This window comes from Halomonas halophila (genome assembly GCF_030406665.1).
Taxonomy (GTDB): Bacteria; Pseudomonadota; Gammaproteobacteria; order Pseudomonadales; family Halomonadaceae; genus Halomonas; species Halomonas halophila.
On the sequence record NZ_CP129121.1, the window covers coordinates 415,310 to 434,490 of the forward strand.

17 protein-coding genes are annotated in these 19,181 nt (G+C 71.2%); 9 read left to right on the forward strand and 8 right to left on the reverse strand.

Going from position 1 to position 19,181, the window contains the following annotated elements; all coding sequences use genetic code 11:
- The first annotated feature begins 1 nt into the window (after window position 1).
- Window positions 2-1,357, forward strand: a complete 1,356-nt coding sequence (locus tag QWG60_RS01875; protein WP_107181410.1) for an MFS transporter — start codon at window positions 2-4, stop codon at window positions 1,355-1,357.
- Window positions 1,358-1,526: 169 nt separating this feature from the next.
- Here the strand turns inward: QWG60_RS01875 and QWG60_RS01880 are convergent, their stop codons facing one another.
- Entirely contained in the window at window positions 1,527-2,189 is a 663-nt protein-coding gene (locus QWG60_RS01880) for a flavin reductase family protein (protein ID WP_237022341.1), read from the reverse strand.
- Between the two features lie 99 nt (window positions 2,190-2,288).
- On the opposite strand from QWG60_RS01880, the gene QWG60_RS01885 reads away from it, so the two are divergent.
- From QWG60_RS01885 to modC, 7 genes are all read left to right on the forward strand, one after another.
- Window positions 2,289-2,816 carry a retropepsin-like aspartic protease family protein gene (locus tag QWG60_RS01885; RefSeq protein ID WP_146908734.1) on the forward strand — a complete coding sequence of 176 codons (528 nt, stop codon included), beginning with the start codon at window positions 2,289-2,291 and terminating at the stop codon, window positions 2,814-2,816.
- A gap of 48 nt (window positions 2,817-2,864) precedes the next feature.
- On the forward strand, window positions 2,865-4,550 hold the full coding sequence (locus QWG60_RS01890) for a VRR-NUC domain-containing protein (RefSeq protein WP_186810068.1): 1,686 nt from the start codon (window positions 2,865-2,867) through the stop codon (window positions 4,548-4,550).
- The gene (locus QWG60_RS01895) at window positions 4,547-6,859 is read left to right on the forward strand and encodes a helicase C-terminal domain-containing protein (RefSeq protein WP_246124666.1); all 2,313 of its coding nucleotides are present in this window, start codon (window positions 4,547-4,549) and stop codon (window positions 6,857-6,859) included. Before QWG60_RS01890 ends, QWG60_RS01895 begins: the two co-directional genes overlap by 4 nt.
- Window positions 6,860-6,909: 50 nt before the next feature.
- Window positions 6,910-7,290: a winged helix-turn-helix domain-containing protein gene (locus tag QWG60_RS01900; protein ID WP_046079578.1), complete on the forward strand. Its 381-nt coding sequence runs from the start codon at window positions 6,910-6,912 to the stop codon at window positions 7,288-7,290.
- Between the two features lie 70 nt (window positions 7,291-7,360).
- Complete coding sequence (gene modA / locus QWG60_RS01905) at window positions 7,361-8,170, forward strand: molybdate ABC transporter substrate-binding protein (RefSeq protein WP_146908730.1); 810 nt, start codon at window positions 7,361-7,363, stop codon at window positions 8,168-8,170.
- A gap of 3 nt (window positions 8,171-8,173) precedes the next feature.
- Window positions 8,174-8,869: a molybdate ABC transporter permease subunit gene (modB, locus tag QWG60_RS01910; RefSeq protein ID WP_046079576.1), complete on the forward strand. Its 696-nt coding sequence runs from the start codon at window positions 8,174-8,176 to the stop codon at window positions 8,867-8,869.
- 13 nt (window positions 8,870-8,882) lie between these two features.
- Entirely contained in the window at window positions 8,883-10,025 is a 1,143-nt protein-coding gene (modC, locus tag QWG60_RS01915; protein WP_146908728.1) for a molybdenum ABC transporter ATP-binding protein, read from the forward strand.
- On the opposite strand, the gene QWG60_RS01920 is transcribed toward modC, so the two are convergent.
- The 5 genes from QWG60_RS01920 to QWG60_RS01940 all read right to left on the reverse strand — a co-directional run bounded on the left by QWG60_RS01920 (window position 10,022) and on the right by QWG60_RS01940 (window position 15,916).
- Window positions 10,022-11,215, reverse strand: coding sequence for an amino acid deaminase (locus QWG60_RS01920; protein ID WP_146908726.1), 1,194 nt, complete (start codon window positions 11,213-11,215; stop codon window positions 10,022-10,024). The genes modC and QWG60_RS01920 overlap by 4 nt on opposite strands.
- 11 nt (window positions 11,216-11,226) lie before the next feature.
- A complete protein-coding gene (locus QWG60_RS01925; protein WP_107181401.1) occupies window positions 11,227-13,053 on the reverse strand; it encodes a monovalent cation:proton antiporter-2 (CPA2) family protein in 1,827 nt (608 codons plus the stop codon).
- A 97-nt stretch (window positions 13,054-13,150) separates the two neighbouring features.
- Window positions 13,151-13,384 (reverse strand): DUF3565 domain-containing protein, encoded by a 234-nt coding sequence (locus QWG60_RS01930; protein ID WP_107181400.1) that lies wholly within the window; start codon window positions 13,382-13,384, stop codon window positions 13,151-13,153.
- 1 nt (window position 13,385) lies between these two features.
- Window positions 13,386-13,790, reverse strand: coding sequence for an NUDIX hydrolase (locus QWG60_RS01935; protein WP_146908724.1), 405 nt, complete (start codon window positions 13,788-13,790; stop codon window positions 13,386-13,388).
- Window positions 13,791-13,861: 71 nt separating this feature from the next.
- Window positions 13,862-15,916 (reverse strand): TonB-dependent receptor family protein, encoded by a 2,055-nt coding sequence (locus QWG60_RS01940; protein WP_146908722.1) that lies wholly within the window; start codon window positions 15,914-15,916, stop codon window positions 13,862-13,864.
- A 181-nt stretch (window positions 15,917-16,097) separates the two neighbouring features.
- Here QWG60_RS01940 and QWG60_RS01945 point away from each other — a divergent pair, with 181 nt between their 5' ends.
- Complete coding sequence (locus QWG60_RS01945; protein WP_222593862.1) at window positions 16,098-16,739, forward strand: rhomboid family intramembrane serine protease; 642 nt, start codon at window positions 16,098-16,100, stop codon at window positions 16,737-16,739.
- A gap of 10 nt (window positions 16,740-16,749) precedes the next feature.
- Here the strand turns inward: QWG60_RS01945 and gnd are convergent, their stop codons facing one another.
- Entirely contained in the window at window positions 16,750-17,730 is a 981-nt protein-coding gene (gene gnd / locus QWG60_RS01950) for a phosphogluconate dehydrogenase (NAD(+)-dependent, decarboxylating) (RefSeq protein WP_046079569.1), read from the reverse strand.
- 144 nt (window positions 17,731-17,874) lie between these two features.
- Entirely contained in the window at window positions 17,875-19,116 is a 1,242-nt protein-coding gene (locus QWG60_RS01955) for a ribonucleotide-diphosphate reductase subunit beta (protein WP_035599502.1), read from the reverse strand.
- Window positions 19,117-19,181 lie beyond the last annotated feature (65 nt).

The window sequence follows — 19,181 nt, forward strand, 5'->3', positions numbered from 1 at the left end:
CATGAGCGTGACCACCGCCGACGCGCCCGCGACGCCCCGGGCCTCGCGCAAGGAGATCCTGGGCTGGGCGATGTTCGACTTCGCCAACCAGGCCTACACCCTGCTGATCATCACCGTGGTGTTTGGCGAGCTGTTCACCACGGTGATCGTCGGCGACCGCGGCGACGGCTATCGCTGGGCCAACTTCCTGTGGAGCCTGGCGCTGGCGATCAGCTACCTGCTGGTGGTGATCACCGGGCCGCTGTGCGGCGCGGTGATGGACTACCGGGCGGAGAAGAAGCGCTTCCTGTTCGCCAGCTACGTGGTCACCATCGTCGCCACCGCGCTGCTCTATTTCGTCGCCCCGGGTTACGTGTGGCTGGGGCTCGTGCTGATCGTGGTCTCGAACTACGCCTACTCCATGGGCGAGTCCTTCATCGCCGCCTTCCTGCCGGGGCTCGGGCCGCCCGAGTCGCTGGGCCGCATCTCGGGCTTCGGCTGGGCGCTGGGCTACGTCGGCGGGCTGTTCGCCGCCGGCTTCACCCTGGTGGTGCTGGGCGAGGCTAGCGCCGAGAACTTCGAGCGCATCCGCTGGGTCGGGCCCTTCGCCGCCGGCTTCTTCCTGGTCACCGCCATTCCCACCTTCCTGTGGGTGAAGGAGCGCGGCACGCCGCAGAACAGCGGGCTGTCCTACCGCACGATCGCCTGGCGGCGGGTCTCGACCACCCTCCACGAGCTGCGCCGCTTTCGCGACCTGGCCATCTTCCTGGTGTCGCTGCTGTTCTCCATGGCCGGGGTCTACATCATCATCGCCTTCGCCTTCATCTACGGCGCCCAGGTGATCGGCTGGGACGAGTCCGTGCGCAATGTCATGTTCATCATCGTGCAGATCACCGCCGCCGCCGGGGCGATCGGCTTCGGCGCCATCCAGGACCGCATTGGCACCCGGGTGACCTACCTGATCACCCTGGTGCTGTGGGTGGCGGCAATCCTGGCGATCTGGGCCACGCCAACGCTCACCGCCTGGCTCAACGCCGCACTGGAACTCGACTGGCAGGCCCAGCACCTGTTCCTGCTGGTCGGCTGCCTGGCGGGGCTCAGCCTGGGCTCGAGCCAGTCCGCCAGCCGCGCCCTGGTGGGGCTGTTCTCGCCGAGCCGCAAGGCCGCCGAGTTCTTCGGCTTCTGGGGCCTGGCCAACAAGCTCGCCGGGGTGGTGGGCATCGTCGCCCTGGGACTGCTGCAGTCGGTGGTCGGACTGCAGGCCTCGATCCTGCTGTGTGCGGGACTGTTCATCGTCGCCATCCTGATCTGCCTGTTCGTCGATCAGCAGAGAGGCATGCGGGCGGCACGAGAGTGGGAAGCCCGCAACGGCCGCTAAGGCCGATTGACTGCTGCGCTCGATATCTTGGCCGCCGGCGGTGCGCGCCATCCTCATGTAGCAGGCTACATTCCGGTGGCTGTGCTCCGGCGGCAGCCAACCTATCGTCGCTCGCGACGTCAATCGACGCTTAGCTGATTTCCTCGGGAGCCTGCTTGATGCCAAAAATCTACTTGGGGCGTTCGAGGGCGAACAGGTCGGTGGTGCGGCTATAGTCCGAGCCGGCCATGCGGCCGACCGGGCGCAGCGTCTCGATGTCGACGTGGCGGCCGTCCCAGACCTCGGGCGCGGCGTGCACCGCGACCACCTCGGCGAGCACCAGATTGCCGGCCAGCGGGCTGTCGCCGAAGCGGATCACCTCGCGCAGCCGGCAGCCGAAGGCGATCGGCGACTCGGCGATGCGCGGCACCCTGAGTTCGCCCATCGGCGCCTTGGTCAGGCCGGCGTGGTCGAACTCGTCCTCGCCGCGGGGCAGGCTGGCGCTGGTGGCATTGAGCGCCTCGGCCAGCGCCTCGCTGCCGACGTGGATCACGCATTCGCCGACTTCGTCGAGGTTGTGGAGGGTGTCCTTGGCCTTGCCCTCGCCGTTGAGCAGCGGCGAGAAGGCCAGCACCGGCGGGTTGACGCTGGCCACGTTGAAGAACGAGAAGGGTGCCAGGTTGGCGCGCCCCTCGGCGTCGACGGTGGCGACCCAGGCGATGGGGCGCGGGGCGATGGCGCCGGAGAACAGCCGGTAGATCGTGCCGGCCTCGAGGGCGTCGGTGCCGAGGGTGCCGGCAGCGCGAGCAGCGTCGGAGGCGGGGGCATCGTCGGAGAAAGAGGCGTCGCTCATGATCGCTCCTTGAGGGTGAACGAAAGGCTTCATCCCAGCATGGGCGCCGGCGGGCGTCCAGTGTCATGATGGGCGAGCCGGATGACGGGAGGGCGATGAATGAGCGAGCAGGGCGGTGGCGTGAAGCGTACGGGGCTGGGCATGATGCTGGCCTTCTGGGCGCTGCTGATCGGGCTCGGCACCTGGTGGTTCCAGGGCTGGTTCGAGGCGCGGGAGAACCCCAATGCCCACCTCGCCGAGTCGCTGGACGGCGGTCCGCTGACGCTCGAGCGCAACGCCAACGGGCACTTCGTGGCCACCGGGCGCCTCAACGGCGAGCCGGTGACCATGCTGCTCGACACCGGCGCCACTCAGGTGGCCGTGCCCGCGGATCTGGCCGAGCGCCTCGACCTGCCGCGGCGCGCCGCGGCCAGTTTCTCCACCGCCAACGGCCGGGTGCGCGGCCACCTGACGACCCTCGAGGAGGTGCGTCTGGGCGGTCTCGTCGCCCGCGATGTGCCGGGCTCCGTCGTGCCCGGGCTCGAGGGCGGAACGGTGCTGCTGGGCATGAGTTTCCTCGGCCGCTTCGAGCTGCAGATGCGCGGCGACACCCTGACCCTGCGGTTGCCCGAGAAGGGCAAGGGCTGAGCGCCGACGGGGCTCACCCGCCGGCACGAGGCTGATACCATGGCCAGCATGAACAGCGTCACCTCCGCCGCCGCGCTCACGGCCTCCCTGGACGATCCCTTCTACTACCTGGCGAACTTCCAGTGCGTGCTGGACTGGGTGGCCGCGCGCCACGCGGACCTGCTCTCCGAGACCGAGCGTGCCTTCCTCGCCGACTTCCCGAGCCTGCCCCGGGCCTGCCGGGCGTTGCTGGTGCGCATGGTGATGCGCAAGGGCGAGCATTTCCGCGTCTCGCGCCTGGCCTATGACGAGATCGGCGATAGCGAGGCCGCCCTCGGCCCGCTGATCGAGGCCGGCTGGGTCGAGGCGGCCCCGCCGCTCACCCTCGACGAGCTGTTCCGCCAGCTGCGCTTGGCCGAGCTCAAGCAAGCCTTCGCCGACGAGATCGCCGCGGCCGGCCTGCCGAAAAGCGTGGCCAAGGGCGCGCTGCACGCCGCCCTGGCCGAGCGCGGCCACGCGCCGCGCCGGCTGGAGGACTGGTGGCCGGCGGCGCCGGATCGCGTGGTGCGCCTCACCCTGATGGAGCTCTGCGACCGGCTCAGGCTGATGTTCTTCGGCAACCTGCGCCAGGACTGGGCGGAGTTCGTGCTCGCCGAGCTCGGCCTGCAGCGCTTCGAGAGCGTGCCCTTCGGCGCGGACTCCCGCGCCTTCCAGCACCGCGACGAGGTCGACGCCTACCTGGCCCTGCACCGGCTGCGTGAGCGCCTCGACGACGGCGAGTGCCCGGCGGCGCTGGCCGCCGAGGTGCCGCCGGCGCCCGACAACGCCTGGCTGGCCGCCCGCCGCGCGCGGCTGCTGCTGAAGCTGGGCCGCGAGGCCGAGCGTCGGGGCGAGGCCGAGGCGGCCCTCGAGGCTTACGCCGCCGCCGGCCTCGGCGAGGCGCGGGTGCGCCGGCTGCGGCTGCTCGAGCGGCGCGGCGAGTTCGCGCTGGCCCATCGGCTGATCGAGGCGGCCGAACCGGTGGGCGAGGCCGAACGCCAGGCGCTGGCCCGGCTGCGCCCGCGGCTGTGTCGCAGGCTGGGCCTGCCGGCGCCGCCCCACGAGATCGAGCCCGCGTCCGAGCGGCTCGACCTGGTGCTTTCACCGTCTCCCGGCGGCGTGGAGCGGGCGGTGGCCGAGCATCTGGCCACGCCCGAGGCGCCGGTGTGCTTTGTGGAGAACACGCTGATCACCGGGCTGTTCGGCCTGCTGTGCTGGGAGGCGATCTTCGCGCCGCTGCCCGGCGCCTTCTTCCATCCCTTCCACACCGGGCCCGCCGATCTCCATCGCGAGGACTTCGTGGCCCGGCGCCGCGAGCGGTTCGACGCCTGCCTGGCCCAGCTCGACGACGGTCGCCATCGCGAGACCATCCGGGCGCGCTTTCGCGACAAGTGGGGCCTGGCCTCGCCCTTCGTGCACTGGGGAGCGCTCGACGAGGCGCTGCTGGAGCGCGCCCTGGCCGCCATCCCGCCCGCACACCTGCGGGGCCTGTTCGAACGGCTGCTCGACGATCCGCGCGCCAATCGCGCCGGACTGCCCGACCTGATCCAGTTCTTCCCCGAGGGTGAGAAAGGCGAGGGCGGCGCCGGCTATCGGCTGATCGAGGTCAAGGGCCCCGGCGATCGGCTGCAGGACAACCAGCGCCGCTGGCTGGCCTTCTTCCATGCCCATGACATCCCGGTGGCGGTCTGCCACGTGTGCTGGGAAACGCCATGAGCGGTGCGGAGAGTGAGGCCCTGGGCGAATCCGAGAGAGGAGCCGTGAGCGAGGCCGGCCGCCGCGTCGCCGTACGGGCGCTGTGCGAGTTCACCGCCCGGGAGGGCGATCTGGACCACCGGTTCACCCCGGCGCCCAGCGCAAGAGAGGGCATCGAGGGCCACGCCCGGGTGCAGAGCCGACGCGGTGACGGCTTCGAAGCCGAGGTGGCGCTGTCCGCCGACGTCGCCGGCCTGACCGTGAGCGGCCGTGCCGACGGCGTCGACCCCGCGGCCAACCGCCTGGAGGAGGTCAAGACCCATCGCGGCAGCCTCGAGCGCATGGCCGCCAACCAGCGCGCCCTGCACTGGGCCCAGGCCGAGGCCTACGGGGCGCTGCTGTGCGCCGAGCGCGGACTCGAGTCCATTACCCTGGCGCTGGTCTACCTGGATATCGCCACCGGCCGCGAGACCGTGCTGACCCGGGAGGCGAGCGCCGAGGAGTTGTGGGCGCGGCTCGAGGCCCACGCCCGGGCCTACGTGGCCTGGGCCGATCAGGAGGCCGAGCATCGTGCGGCGCGGGACGTGGCCCTCGGCGCGCTGGCCTTCCCCCACGGCGACTTCCGCCCCGGCCAGCGGACCCTGGCCGAGGACGCCTACCGCGCCGCCGCCACCGGCCGCTGCCTGCTGGCCGAGGCGCCCACCGGCATCGGCAAGACGCTGGGCACCCTCTATCCGCTGCTCGCCGCCATGCCCCGCCAGGGCCTCGACCGGCTGGCGTTTCTGACCATGAAAACCCCGGGGCGGCGGCTGGCGCTGGACGCCCTGACGGACCTGGGCGCCGACCGCGACAGCGAGCGATTGCCGCTGCGGGTGCTCGAGCTGGTGGCCCGCGACAAGGCCTGCGAGCATCCCGATTTCGCCTGCCACGGCGAATCCTGCCCGCTCGCCCAGGGCTTCTACGACCGGCTGCCGGCGGCGCGCCGCGACGCCGTGGCCCGCGGCTTCTGGGATCGTGCCTCGCTGCGCGCGCTGGCCCTCGAGCACGGCGTCTGCCCCTACTACCTGGGCCAGGAGCTGGCCCGCTGGGCCGACGTGCTGGTCGGCGACGTCAATCACTACTTCGACGACGGCGCCCTGATCCACGGCCTGGCCCAGGCCGAGGGCGCGCGCCTCGGCGTGCTGGTGGACGAGGCCCACAACCTGGTCGACCGGGCCCGGGGCATGTACAGCGCGGCGCTCGACCAGCGACGGCTCAACCGGTTGCGCAAGGGTGCGCCGCCGGCGCTGTCTCGGCCGCTCTCGCGGCTCTCGCGGCGCTGGCAGGACCTGCTGCGCGAGGCCGAGGATCACGAGTGGCAGGCGCTGGACGAGGTGCCGGGCGGGCTGCTCGGCGCCCTGCAGCAGGCGGTGGCGGCGATCACCGACTACCTGGGCGAGCACCCCGCCGGCGGTGATCCGGCGCTGCAGGAGTTCCTGTTCGAGGCCCTGGCCTTCGCCCGCCGCGCCGAGACCTTCGGCGAGCACTCGCTGTGCGAGCTCGAGCGCCACGGCCGCGGCCGGGCTAGACTCGCGATCCGCAACCTGGTGCCGGCGGATTTCCTGGCGCCGCGCTTCCGCGCCGCCCGCTGCGCGGTGCTGTTCTCGGCGACCCTGAGCCCGCCGGGCTATCATCGCGACCTGCTGGGCCTGCCCGACGATACCGTCATCCGCAGCGTGCCGGCGCCCTTCGTCGCCGAGCAGCTCGAGGTGCGGCTGCGCCGTGACGTCTCGACCCGGCTGCGCGACCGCGAGGCGTCGCTTTCGCCCATCGTCGCCGAGCTGGCCGGCCAGTACCGGCGGCGGCCCGGCCACTACCTGGCCTTCTTCAGCAGCTTCGCCTACCTGGAGGCGGCGCTGGCGCGCTTCCGCGAGGCCTGCCCCGGGATTCCGGTGCGTGCCCAGCGGCGCGGCATGGACGAGGCCGAGCGCGAGGCCTTCCTGGCCGGCTTCGCGCCCGGCGAGACCGGCATCGCCTTCGCGGTGCTCGGCGGCGCCTTCGCCGAAGGCATCGACCTGCCCGGCGAGCGGCTGGTCGGCGCCTTCGTGGCGAGCCTCGGCCTGCCGCCCTTCGACGCCTACCATGCGGCGCTGGAGGCGCGGCTGGAGGAACGCTTCGGCCGCGGCTTCGACTACGCCTACCGGGTGCCCGGGATGATCAAGGTGGTGCAGGCCGCCGGTCGGGTGATCCGCGGCCCCGAGGACCGGGGCGCGGTGGTGCTGATGGACGACCGCTTCGCTCGGGCCGAGAATCTCGCCCTGCTGCCCGACTGGTGGCAGCTGGCGCCCTGATCCGCGCCGCACGTTTTCGCCATTCCGCTCTTGCCGACGAGGACACGCCGATGACCCGAACCCGCCATGAATGCCCCACCTTCCAGCTGCGACTGGTCGCCGATCGCGACGTGGTGCTGGGGCCCGGCAAGATCGACCTGCTGGCGGCGATCGCCCGGGAGGGCTCGATCACCGCGGCCAGCCGCGCGCTGAACATGAGCTACAAGAAGGCCTGGCAGCTGATCGAGACCATGAACCGCCACTTCCCGAGCGAGGTGATCGCCACCAGCACCGGCGGCAGCACCCGCGGCGGGGCCGAGCTCACGCCGCTGGGCGAGGAGCTGCTGACGCGCTATCGGGCGATCGAGCGCCGCCTCGATCCCGAGGCCTGCGACGATGCCCGGGCACTGCTCGCGCTGATGACCGTGGAGGCGCCGGAGGCGTCGAGCTGATCGCGCTTGCCTGGACGTTCATGGAGCGCTAATGTTCCGTTGTTTCCAAAAAGACATAACGGGAGTTTCCATGCCGCGGTTCACCGCTCGTCATCCGCTGCGCGTCCTCGGCGTGGGCCTCGCCCTGGCGCTGGGCGTCGCCGCCGTGCCGGCCCAGGCCGAGCCCGATGCCGAACCCAAGGTGCGAATCTTCGCCGCCGCCTCGCTCACCGACGCCCTGAATACCGCCATCGAGCGTTTTGAAGCGGGCCACGACGTCGACGTGGTGCCGGTCTATGCCTCCTCGTCCACCGCGGCGCGCCAGGTCGCCCGGGGCGCACCGGCCGATCTCTACTTCTCCGCCAACGAGCAGTGGATGGACTGGCTGGGCGAGCAGGGCATCGAACTCGCCGAGCGGGCCGACCTGCTGCAGAACCGCCTGTCGCTGATCGCCGCCGACGACGAGACGGCGTCCTTCACTCCCGGCGACGGCACGCCGCTGAGCGAGCTGCTGGCCGACGGCGAACGCCTGTCGGTGGGCGACCCCGACCACGTGCCGGCCGGCATCTATACCCGCCAGGCGCTCGAGTCCCTCGGCGAGTGGGAGGCGCTGGCCCCGCGTCTGGCCCGGGCCGACAACGTGCGCGCCGCCCTGGCGCTGGTCGAGCGCGGCGAGGCGCCGCGGGGCATCGTCTATCGCACCGACGCCCTGGCCAGCGACCGGGTGCACGAGCTGGGCCTGTTCCCGCTCGACAGCCACCCGGCGATCCGCTATCCGGTGGCGCTGATCGACCCGCCGGCCGATGGCGCCGCCGAAGCCTTCCGTGCCTGGCTGGGGAGCGACGAGGCGATGGACGTCTTCGCCCGCTTCGGCTTCGAAGCCGCCGGCGCCGAGCGCTAGTCGATGCTGTCGCCGGTGGAGGTCGAGGCCATCCTGATCAGCCTGCGCGTGGCGGGCACCGCGGTGGTCTGGATCCTGGTGCCGGGCATCGCCCTGGCATGGCTGATGGCGCGCCGCGAGTTCCGCGGCAAGGCGCTGCTCGACGGCGTGCTGCACCTGCCGCTGGTGCTGCCGCCGGTGGTGGTCGGCTATCTGCTGCTGCTGTCGCTGGGCCGTCAGGGCTGGCTGGGCCGGTGGCTGAACGAATGGTTCGCCGTGAGCCTGCCCTTCACCTGGCAGGGCGCGGCGGTGGCCGGCGGGGTGATGGCCTTCCCGCTGCTGGTGCGCGCCGTGCGGCTGTCGCTGGAGGCGGTGGACGTCGACCTGGAAGCCGCGGCCAGCACCCTGGGCGCCGGTCGCCTGCGGGTGCTGTTCACGATCACCCTGCCGCTGGCGCTGCCGGGGCTCTTGACCGGCACCGTGCTGGCCTTCGCCCGGGCGCTGTCGGAGTTCGGCGCCACCATCACCTTCGCCGCCAACATTCCCGGCGAGACCCGTACCCTGCCGCTGGCGCTCTACACGCTGATCCAGACGCCCGGCGCCGAGGCCGCCGCGGCCCGCCTGTGCGCGATCTCGGTGATCATCGCCATGGTCTCGCTGGTGGCCTCGGAGTGGCTGGCCCGGCGGGCCCGGCGCCGGCTTCGTCAGCGCGATGGGTAATGGAGAGGATGCCATGTCATATGTGACCGCCGCCCATGACGGCGCCGCCGGCGCGCGCTCGGCGCTGACCCTGGATGTCGAGCAGCGCCTCGGCGACTTCTCGCTGTCGGCGTCGCTGGCGCTGCCTGCGAGCGGCGTGACCGCGCTGTTCGGCCCCTCGGGCAGCGGCAAGACCAGCCTGCTCAGGATGATCGCCGGGCTCGATGCGCCGCACCGCGGGGCGATCCGTCTCGGCGACGAGACGCTGGTGGATACCGCGCGCGGCATCCGGGTGCCGCCGCATCGGCGCCACCTGGGCGTGGTGTTCCAGGAGCCGCGGCTGTTTCCCCACTACCGGGTGCGCGGCAATCTCGCCTACGGCATGCGCGGCGCCGGGCACGAGCGCTTCGATGCCGTCGTCGAGCTGCTCGGCCTCGGCGCGCTGCTGGAGCGCTTCCCGGCGACGCTGTCCGGCGGCGAGGCGCGCCGGGTGGCGATCGGCCGCGCGCTGGTCAGCGAGCCGCGACTGCTGCTGATGGACGAGCCGCTGACCGGCCTCGACGGCGCCCGCAAGCAGGAGCTCTTGGACTATATCGCGCGGCTGGCCGGCGACATCGACATCCCCATCGTCTACGTCAGCCACGACCCCGACGAGCTGACCGCCATCGCCGACCACCTGGTGCTGCTCGAGCAGGGCCGGGTGGTCGCCGACGGGCCGCTGGACGCGCTGCTGCAGCGCTTCGAGCTCACCGAACGGCTGGGCGGCTTCGATGCCGCCACCCTGGTCACGGCGACGGTGGAGGACCACGAGCCGCACTATGCGCTGAGCCAGCTGCGCCTGGCCGACGGCCAGCGGTTGACGCTGCCCGCGGTGGACGCCGTGCCCGGCACGCGGCTGCGGCTGCGCATCCCGGTGCGCGAGGTGGCGCTGGCCCTGGGCGAACCCGGTGCCATCAGCTACCGCAACCGGCTGCACGCGACGGTCGAGGAGATCGGCCCGTCGCAGCCCGGGCAGGCCGCCGTGGAGCTGCGCCTGCGGCTCGGTGAGAAGTGGGGCGGCGAGCAGATGCTGCGCGCGCGGCTGACCCGCAAGTCCCTCGACGAGATGGGACTCGAGCCTGGCATGCCGGTTGTTGCCCTGGTGCGCAGCGTGGCCTTTGACACCCGACACTCCTAGAAACACGTCTCCCAGGTATCGATCACGGACAGGCCGTCATCGACGAGGTGGATCAGCCGCCACTTGTCGAAGGTCAGGCAGGGGTGGGAGGCGCCGAAGGCGACCACGTCGCCTACGCGCACGTCGTCCGCGCCTTCCGGCAGGGCGACGAAGGTGTGCTGATCCATCTGCCTGGTGACGTCCCAGCCCGCCACCGACAGCGGCGCCTCGACGCGTCCGCCTTCCCGATAGCGCACCAGCGGCTCGGGCAGGCGGTCGCCGCCGATATCGCGCTTGCCGAGCGCCACGATGGCGAGCCCCGGCTCCGGCAGCGACTGCACCTGGGCGTAGACCGTGAGCGCCGGGCGCAGGCCCTCGTGCAGGTCCGGGCGGCGCGCCAGCACGCCGCGCTGGGCCTCGCGGTAGAGGCCGTGGTCGTGCACCACGTAGCAGCCCGGGCGCAGCACCGGGGTGAAGCGGTCCTCGAGGCCGCCGTCGCGGAAGGTCTCGGCGATCAGGTCGTACCAGGCCGAGCCCGAGGCGGTGACGATCGGCGAGGCGACGCCGAACAGCCCCTCGTCCGCCAGCCGGTGAAGGTTCTCCACCAGCCGCTCGCCATAGGCGCGAACCCTCGCGGCCGGATCGTCGCCGTGGACCACGCCTTCGTAGCCCTCCAGACCGGCCAGCGTCAGCCCCGGCCGCGCGGCGATGTCCCGAGCCAGCTCCGCGACCTGCTCGTCGTCTCGGCAGCCGCAGCGTCCGCTCGCCACGCCCACCTCGATCAGCACCGGCAGCGTCAGGCCGGCGTTGGCGAAGACCTCGCCCAGCTCGGCCACGTTGTCGTGGCCGTCCACGGTCACGTAGAGCTCGGCGCCGGCGCGCATCAGCGCGACGGCGATCGCCATGTTGGCGCGGCCGACCAGCTGGTTGGCCAGCAGCAGGCGCGTGGCGCCCTCGGCGAAGGCGGCGCGGCACTGGGGCAGGGTGGCCAGCGTGATGCCCCAGGCGCCGGCCTCGAGCTGGCGGCGAAACAGTGCCGGGGTCATGGTGGTCTTGCCGTGGGGCGCCAGCCGCGCGCCGTGGCGCTCGGCGAAGGCCTGCATCCAGGCCAGGTTGTGGGCCAGCGGCGCCTGCTGGATCACCGCGGCGGGCAGGCTGACGTCGGCCAGCAGGTCGCGGCCGGTCTCCGGGGTGCCCTTGTGATGGGTCATGAGGTCTCCTGTCACGTTGTGCCGCGCCGCTCCGGCGGACGCTCGGGCGCGGTGGTGGCGATGTCTTCGTCGGCCTCGAACAGCTCCTCGAGCTCGCGGGCGGCCTGCTGGATGGTCTGGATCTGCTCGCGCTTGTTGCCGAACACTTCCAGCTGGCGTTTCAGGGCGCGCTCGTCGTGAGGGCGGAAGGTCTCCACGGTGTGACTGGCCTGCTCGCGGGAGATGCCGACGCCGACCAGCACCTCGCGGGTCAGCTCCAGGCTCGCCGGCAGCAGCTCGCGGATGATGTAGGTGACCTCGGCGCGCATCAGCAGCTGGGCGTGGTAGCGATCCCGGGCCCGGGCGTAGACGCGCAGGTGCGGGAAGCGCCGCTTGACCCGCTGGACGATGCGCATCGAGGTCTCGATGTCGCCGATCGCCACCACCATCACCCGGGCCTTGTCGGCGCCGGCGGCCTCCAGCAGGTCGAGGCGCGAGGCGTCGCCGAAGTAGATGTCGTTGCCGTAGCGGCGCACCACGTCGACGCGCTCGGCGTTGCTGTCGAGCACCGTGTAGGGAATCTTCAGCCCCTGCAGGATGCGGCCCATGATCTGCCCGAAGCGACCGAAGCCGGCGATGATGATCTGCGGGCCGATGGGCGGCGGGCGGTCGTAGTCGCGGCGCGGCCTGTCGGCCTTCAGCAGCGGCCGGATCAGCCGTGCGTGGAGCAGGAACAGCACCGGCGTGGCGGCCATGGACAGCGACACCACCAGCACCAGCAGGCCGACCAGCGAGGCGTCGAGCAGGCCGGCGGCCCCCGCCGCGGTGAGCAGCACGAAGCCGAACTCGCCGCCCTGGGAGAGTAGCGCGCCGAGGTTCAGCGCCGTCTTCCAGTCGCGACGGTAGAGCCGGGCGGACAGGGTCATGGCGAGCCACTTGGCGGCCAGCAGGCCGGCGGCGAGGCCCAGCGCCAGGCCGGGCTTCTCGGCCAGCAGGCCGATCTGGGCGGTCATTCCCACTGCCATGAAGAACAGCCCCAGCAGCAGGCCGCGGAACGGCTCGATGTCGGCCTCGATGCTGTGGCGATACTCGGAGTCGGCCAGCAGCACCCCGGCGATGAAGGCGCCGAGCGCCATGGAAAGCCCGGCCAGCTCCATCAGCAGGGCGGCGCCGATCACCACCAGCAGCGCCGTGCCGGCGAATACCTCGCGGCTGCGAGTGCCGGCGGCGAAGCGGAACAGCGGGCGCAGCAGGTAGCGGCCGCCGACGATCAGCCCGACGAAGGCGCCGACGGCGATCAGCACCTCGGCCAGCAGGTGGGTCCAGTCGCCGCCCAGGGAGGCGCCGCCGGCCAGCAGCGGAATGGCCGCCAGCACCGGAATGGCGGCGATGTCCTGGAACAGCAGCAGGGCGAAGGCGTAGCGGCCGTGGCGGCTGCCCAGCTCGCCGCGCTCGCCGAGCAGCTGCAGCACCAGCGGCGTGGAGCACAGCCCCAGGCTGAAGCCGACCACCAGTGCTGCGGCGGGCGAGAGGCCCGCCAGCAGGGCCAGGCCAGTCAGCAGCGTCGTGGTGACGGCCACCTGCAGGCTGCCGAAGTGGAACACCGCCTTGCGCATCAGCTTGAGGCGGGCCGGCTTGAGTTCCAGGCCGATCACGAACAGCAGGAACACGATGCCGACCTGAGAGAACTGCAGCACGGCGTCGGCGTCCGGCACCAGGCCCAGCGCCGAGGGGCCGATCACCACGCCGGCGACCAGATAGCCGAGCACCTCGCCGAGCCCCAGCCGCTTGACCAGCGGCACGATCAGCACCGCGGCAACGAGGAAGATCAGGACGTTGTAGAGCAGGGCGATGGCCACGTCGGGCTCCTTGGATGGCGGATTGGTGGGAGCGGCTTCCTTTCTATCCTAACGCAGGGCCCCGTTGGCAGGGCCGGCCACCGGCGCGTCGGGCGGCTCAGCGGCGGGATTCGGGCGGAGTATCGACCGGGGCATCGGGCGGCTCGCCGCGGTCGCACTTCACACAGGGCAGCCGCAGGCCCAGCCGCGAGCGGCGCCCGGCCTCGGTGGTCACCCAGGGGCGCTCGGCCCAGGGCGGCTGGTGGCGGACGTGCTGATGGTGGCCGCAGGCCAGCTCGGCGACCCAGTGGCCCTCGTCGTCGCGGTGATAGCCGACGATCGGCTGCTCCATCTCAGGCCTCGGCCAGGCCGGCGCGGGGCAGCACCTCGTCGCGGGTCAGCGGCGCCAGCGGCAGCGCCAGGGCCTCGGCCGGCGTCACCCAGCGCAGCTCGGCGATCTCGGCGGCGGCCTGCAGCGGGCCGTCGAGCTCGGCGCGGAACAGATGGGCGTGCAGCCCGTGGCCGGGCTCGTTGGCGGCCGGGGCGCTGAACTCGCCCAGCGGCTCGAGGCGCGTCGGCGGCTGGCCGAGCTCCTCCTCGAGCTCCCGGATCAGGGCCGCGGCGGGAGACTCGTCGGGCTCGATCTTGCCACCGGCCTGCATGAAGGCCTCGGTGCCGCGCTTGCGCACCAGCAGCAGGCGGCCTTCGGCGTCCTCGATCAGGGCGGCGGCGATATGCAGGATGGGGGTGTCATTCATCGGGGCAGGCTCCTGGAAACGACGCGGGGCCGCCCCTTGAGGCGGCCCCGGGAGAGGCGCGAAGACGCGGCCTAGAAGGCCAGCTCCACGCCGGCATAGACGCTGCGGTCCGGCGCCGTGTTGAAGTAGCGGCCACGTTCGTCGTTGATGACGATGTTGTCGTAGTACTCGCGGTCGAACAGGTTCTGCACGCCCACGTAGGCCTTGAGCAGGGTGTCGTCGCCGAGGCGCCAGCCGTCGCCGGCACGCAGGTTGGCCAGCCAGACGTCGTCGATCTTCACCCTGTTCTCGTCGTCGGCAACCATCGAGCCCACGTAGCGGGTCTCCAGGGTGGCGAAGCGCTCGCCGAGGCCCTGCCAGGTCAGCTGGTTGACCCAGGTGCGCTCGGGCAGGCCCGGGATGCGGTTGTTGGCGAGGTCTTCGCCTTTGTCGTTGACGTAGTCCTGGAACTCGTAGCGCGCCAGGGTCAGGGCGCTGTCGAGTCGCCAGTCCTCGGCGAACTGCCAGCCCAGGGCCACTTCCAGGCCATCCTGGCGGCTGCGGCCGGCGTTGCGGTAGAAGTCGCGGCCGCCGTCCTTGTAGGCGATCAGCGAGTCGCGCACCCGGGTCGAGAACAGCGCCACGTCGTAGTCGAGGCCGGCGTCGACGAAGCTGCCGCGCAGGCCGATCTCGCGGTTCCAAGCCTTCTGCGGCTCGATGTCCGGGTTGAAGCCGCCGACGCGGGCCGGGTTGGCGAACTCGGTGAAGGTCGGCGTCTCGTAGGCGGTGCCGGTCGAGAGGTAGGCCTGGTGGTCGGGCAGGTAGCGATAGCTCAGCCCGGCGCTGCCGCTCCACTGATCGAAGCTGCGATCGCCGCCGTTGTCGCCGTCACTGAGATAGTCGTCGTCGATATCGAACTTGGTGTGGTCGAAGCGGGTGCCGAGCGACACCGTCCAGCGGTCGGTCAGGTCCAGGTCGCCCTGGGCGAAGACGCCGACCGAGCTGGCGGTCTGGGTCTCGTCGGCGACGCGGCCCTGATGGTCGCCGTCGATGGTGACCTCGTCGCGATAGCGTTCGTCCTCCTGTCGCGCCACGTCGACGCCGGTCACGTAGCTCAGCGGCAGGCCGCCGACGGTCAGCGACTGGCGGTACTCGGCGCTGCCGCCGTAGTAGTCGCGATCGTAGGCGACGAAGCTGTCGCCGGCATAGGCCAGCTGCTGCTCGAAGTCGCGCTTCAGGTAGAAGCCGCGCAGGGTCAGCTCGCCGGGGCCGGCGGCCAGGTCCTCGTACTCCAGGCCGAGCAGCTGCTGGTCGACCGACTGTCCCGCATCGATACGAGTCGGTGAATAAAAGTTGCTGCCCGTTATTGTGCCTTTGCGGTCCTCGCTGACCGCCTCGGCGGTCAGGCCGCCCGGATCCTCGGAGCGCGGATTGTCGAGCAGGTTGACGATGGCGGTGATCGAGCGGTCGGCGTCCAGCTCGCGGCGCAGCTTGGCGTTGAGCTGGTACTTCTCGACCTCGCTGTGATCGCGATAGCCGTCCATGCCCAGCGCCGAGACGCTGACGTGATGTGACCAGGGGCCCTCGACGCCGCCGTTGCTGAGGTTCAGCTTGCGATAGCCGTCGCTGCCGCCCTCGACGCGCAGCCTGGTGCCCGGATCGCTCTCGCCGTCGGCGGTGGTGACGTCGATCACGCCGCCTGCGGCGTTGCCGTACTGCACCGCCGCCGGGCCGCGGATGACCTCGATGCGCCGGGCGCTGTCCAGATCGATGGCATCGAGCTGGGCCTGGCCGTCGGGCAGGGTGTAGGGAATGCCGTCGACGCGCACCGTGATGCCGCGCACGCCCCAGGGCGTGCGGGCGCCGAAGCCGCGGATCGACACCCGCTCGCCCTGGACGAAGTTGTGACGGTTCTGGAGATACAGCCCCGGCACGGTGGCCAGCGACTCGTTGAGGCGCTCGCGGGGCTGGCCCTGGGCGATCTGCTCCTCGTCCACCACGGACACGGCGGCGGGCGTGGCATAGAGTTCACGCTCGAGACGCGATGCGCTGACCGTCAGCGGCTCGAGGGCGAGCTCGGCGGCCTGGCCGGCGGCGGGCAGCAGCAACAGGGGCGTCATCAGGGGGGCGAGTGACCGTCGGGGCATGGGGCGTCGAGTCTCCGGGGCGGGAAATGAGGGCGAGAATGTTCTCATTCTAACGAGTTTCAGGCAAATCGAAGGGCGGCGCGGCCCGGACCTTCAGCGTCGACCAGAGCTCAGCCTGGCGCAACGACGACATGCCCGCCTGGCGGCTACCCTGAGAAGACGGCAGCAGGGAGGGCGCGGGGTGCGACGCACGCTGGAGCACGGGGCGGGACGCGGCAGGAGCTCGGTGATCGGCCTGCTGCTGGCGGCCAACGGCCTGACCTTCGTGGCCCAGCTGCTGCTGCCGGGGCCGATGCTGCGCTACCTGGCGCTGTGGCCGCTCGGCGCGGCGCCGGAGGCGCTGCCCTCGGGGCTGCCGGCGGGCGAGTTCCATCTCTGGCAGCTCTTGAGCTATGCCTTCCTGCACGGCAGCCTCTTCCATCTGGCCATCAACATGTTCGTGCTGTGGATGTTCGGCAGCCCGCTGGAGCGCGACTGGGGCAGCCAGCGCTTCGCGCGCTACTACGTCCTGTGCGTGCTGGGAGCGGGGGCGGCGCAGCTGCTGGTGGTGTCGATGTCGACCGGCCCCTTCGCGCCCACGGTGGGCGCCTCGGGTGGCGTCTATGCGCTGCTGCTGGCCTTCGGCCTGCGCTATCCGAACCAGTACATCCTGCTGCTGATCCCGCCGGTCCCGATGAAGGCCAAGTACTTCGTGATCGTCATCGGCGTGGTGGAGCTGTGGTCGGGCATCGCCGGGACCCGCCAGGGCGTGGCGCACTTCGCGCACCTGGCAGGCATGCTGGTGGGGCTGGCGCTGATCCTGAGCCGGCACCGGCGCCCATGAGCCTTCCGGCCTATTGCTTGGGCGGTTCGACGTGGCCGCCGAAGCCGAAGCGCATCGCCGACAGCAGGCGGTTGGCGTAGGTGTTCTCCTTGCGCGAGGCGAAGCGCGAGAACAGCGCGTTGGCCAGCACCGGGGTGGAGACACCCTGTTCCACGGCGGCATCGACGGTCCAGCGACCCTCGCCGCTGTCGGAGACGGCGCCGGAGTAGTGGTCGAGGCGCGGGTCGCCGGCCAGCGCCTGGGCGGTGAGGTCGAGCAGCCAGGAGGAGACCACGCTGCCGCGCCGCCAGACCTCGGCCACGTCCGCCAGGTTCAGGTCGAAGCGCTGGTCTTCCGGCAGGTCCGGCGAGGCCTTGCTCTGCATCAGCTCGAAGCCTTCGGCGTAGGCCTGCATCAGGCCGTACTCGATGCCGTTGTGGACCATCTTGACGTAGTGGCCGGCGCCCACCGGGCCGGCGTGAATGTAGCCGCGCTCGGCGCGCTCGTTCGGGGCGTTGCGGCCGCGGGTGCGCTCCAGGTCGCCGTAGCCGGGGGCCAGGCTGTCGAACAGCGGCTCCAGGCGGTCGAAGGTCGCGTCCTCGGCGCCGACCATCATGCAGTAGCCGCGCTCGAGGCCCCAGACGCCGCCGGAGGTGCCGACGTCGACGTAGTGCAGCCCTTTCGGCTCGAGCGCCTTGGCACGGCGGATGTCGTCCTTGTAGAAGGTGTTACCGCCGTCGATGATGGTGTCGCCCGGCGCCATCAGCTCGGCCAGCGCGTCGATGGTGGCCTCGGTCGGCTCGCCGGCGGGCAGCATCACCCAGACGGCGCGCGGCGCGTCGAGGCTCTCGACCAGCGCGGCGAGGCTCTCGGCGTGGCCGATGCCGTCGTCGACGAGGGCCTGGGCGGTGGCGGCGTCCTGGTCGTAGGCGACGACTTCATGGCCGTCGCGCACCAGGCGGCGTGCGATGTTGCCGCCCATTCGGCCGAGTCCGATGATACCGAGTTGCATGTTGCTTCCTTTGACGTGATACGGGATGGGGTGCGGGACGGCGGCAAAGCCTACCCATTGCGGCGTCGCGACGCAAAGCGGGCCATGTCGCCTGACATGGCCCGCCGAGCGTGACGCTCGCGTCTCGCTAGGAGCAGAGGACGATCAGTCCCAGCTCAGGGCGCCGCCCACCTGGTATTCGGTGACGCGGGTCTCGAAGAAGTTCTTCTCCTTGCGCAGGTCGATGATCTCGCTCATCCACGGGAAGGGGTTTTCCGCGCCCGGGAACTGCTCCTTGAGGCCGATCTGTGCCAGGCGGCGGTTGCAGATGAAGTGCAGGTACTCCTCCATGATCGCCGCGTTCATGCCCAGCACGCCGCGGGGCATGGTGTCGCGCGCGTAGGCGATCTCCAGTTCGGTGCCCTCGAGGATCATCTGGGTGACCTCGTCCTGGAACTCGGCGGTCCACAGGTGCGGGTTCTCGATCTTGATCTGGTTGATCATGTCGACGCCGAAGTTCAGGTGCATCGACTCGTCGCGCAGGATGTACTGGAACTGCTCGGCGACGCCGGTCATCTTGTTGCGCCGGCCCATGGACAGGATCTGGCTGAAGCCACAGTAGAAGAAGATGCCCTCGGTCACGCAGTAGAAGGCGATCAGGTTGCGCAGCAGCTCCTGGTCGGTCTCCGGGGTGCCGGTGTGGAAGTCCGGGCGGGCCAGCGACTGGGTGTGCTTGAGGCTCCAGGCGGACTTGGCCGAGACCGAGGGCACCTCGCGGTACATGTTGAAGACCTCGCCCTCGTCCATGCCCAGCGACTCCACGCAGTACTGATAGGCGTGGGTGTGGATCGCTTCCTCGAACGCCTGGCGCAGCAGGTACTGGCGGCACTCGGGGTTGGTGATCAGGCGATAGACGGCCAGCACCAGGTTGTTGGCGACCAGCGAATCGGCGGTGGAGAAGTAGCCCAGGCTGCGTTCGACGATGCGGCGCTCGTCCGCGGTGAGGCCGTCCGCGCTCTTCCACAGCGCGATGTCGGCGTTCATGTTCACTTCCTGGGGCATCCAGTGGTTGGCGCTGCCGTCCAGGTACTTCTGCCACGCCCACTCGTACTTGAAGGGCACCAGCTGGTTGAGGTCGGCGCGGGCGTTGATCATCCGCTTCTGCTCGACGTCGATGCGCTGGGCGCCCATCTCGAGTTCCTCGAGGCCGGCGGCCACGTCGAGTTCCTCGAGGGACTGCTTGGCGCGGGCCAGACGGTCCTGCTCGGCGACCTGGTAGGCGCCGGCGCTGTCGCGGACCTCCTCGGCGGGTGCCTCGGCCTTGGGTGCGGGCTGCGGCGCCGGAGCCGGCTGCGGGGCTTCGGCGGTGGCGGTGTCGTCTTCGTGGAACTCGTTCCAATCGATCATCTGTGTCTCTCCCGGTGGTCGGCCGGATGGTCCGCAGGCGTTCGCGTCGGGGGAGCGCTGCGGCA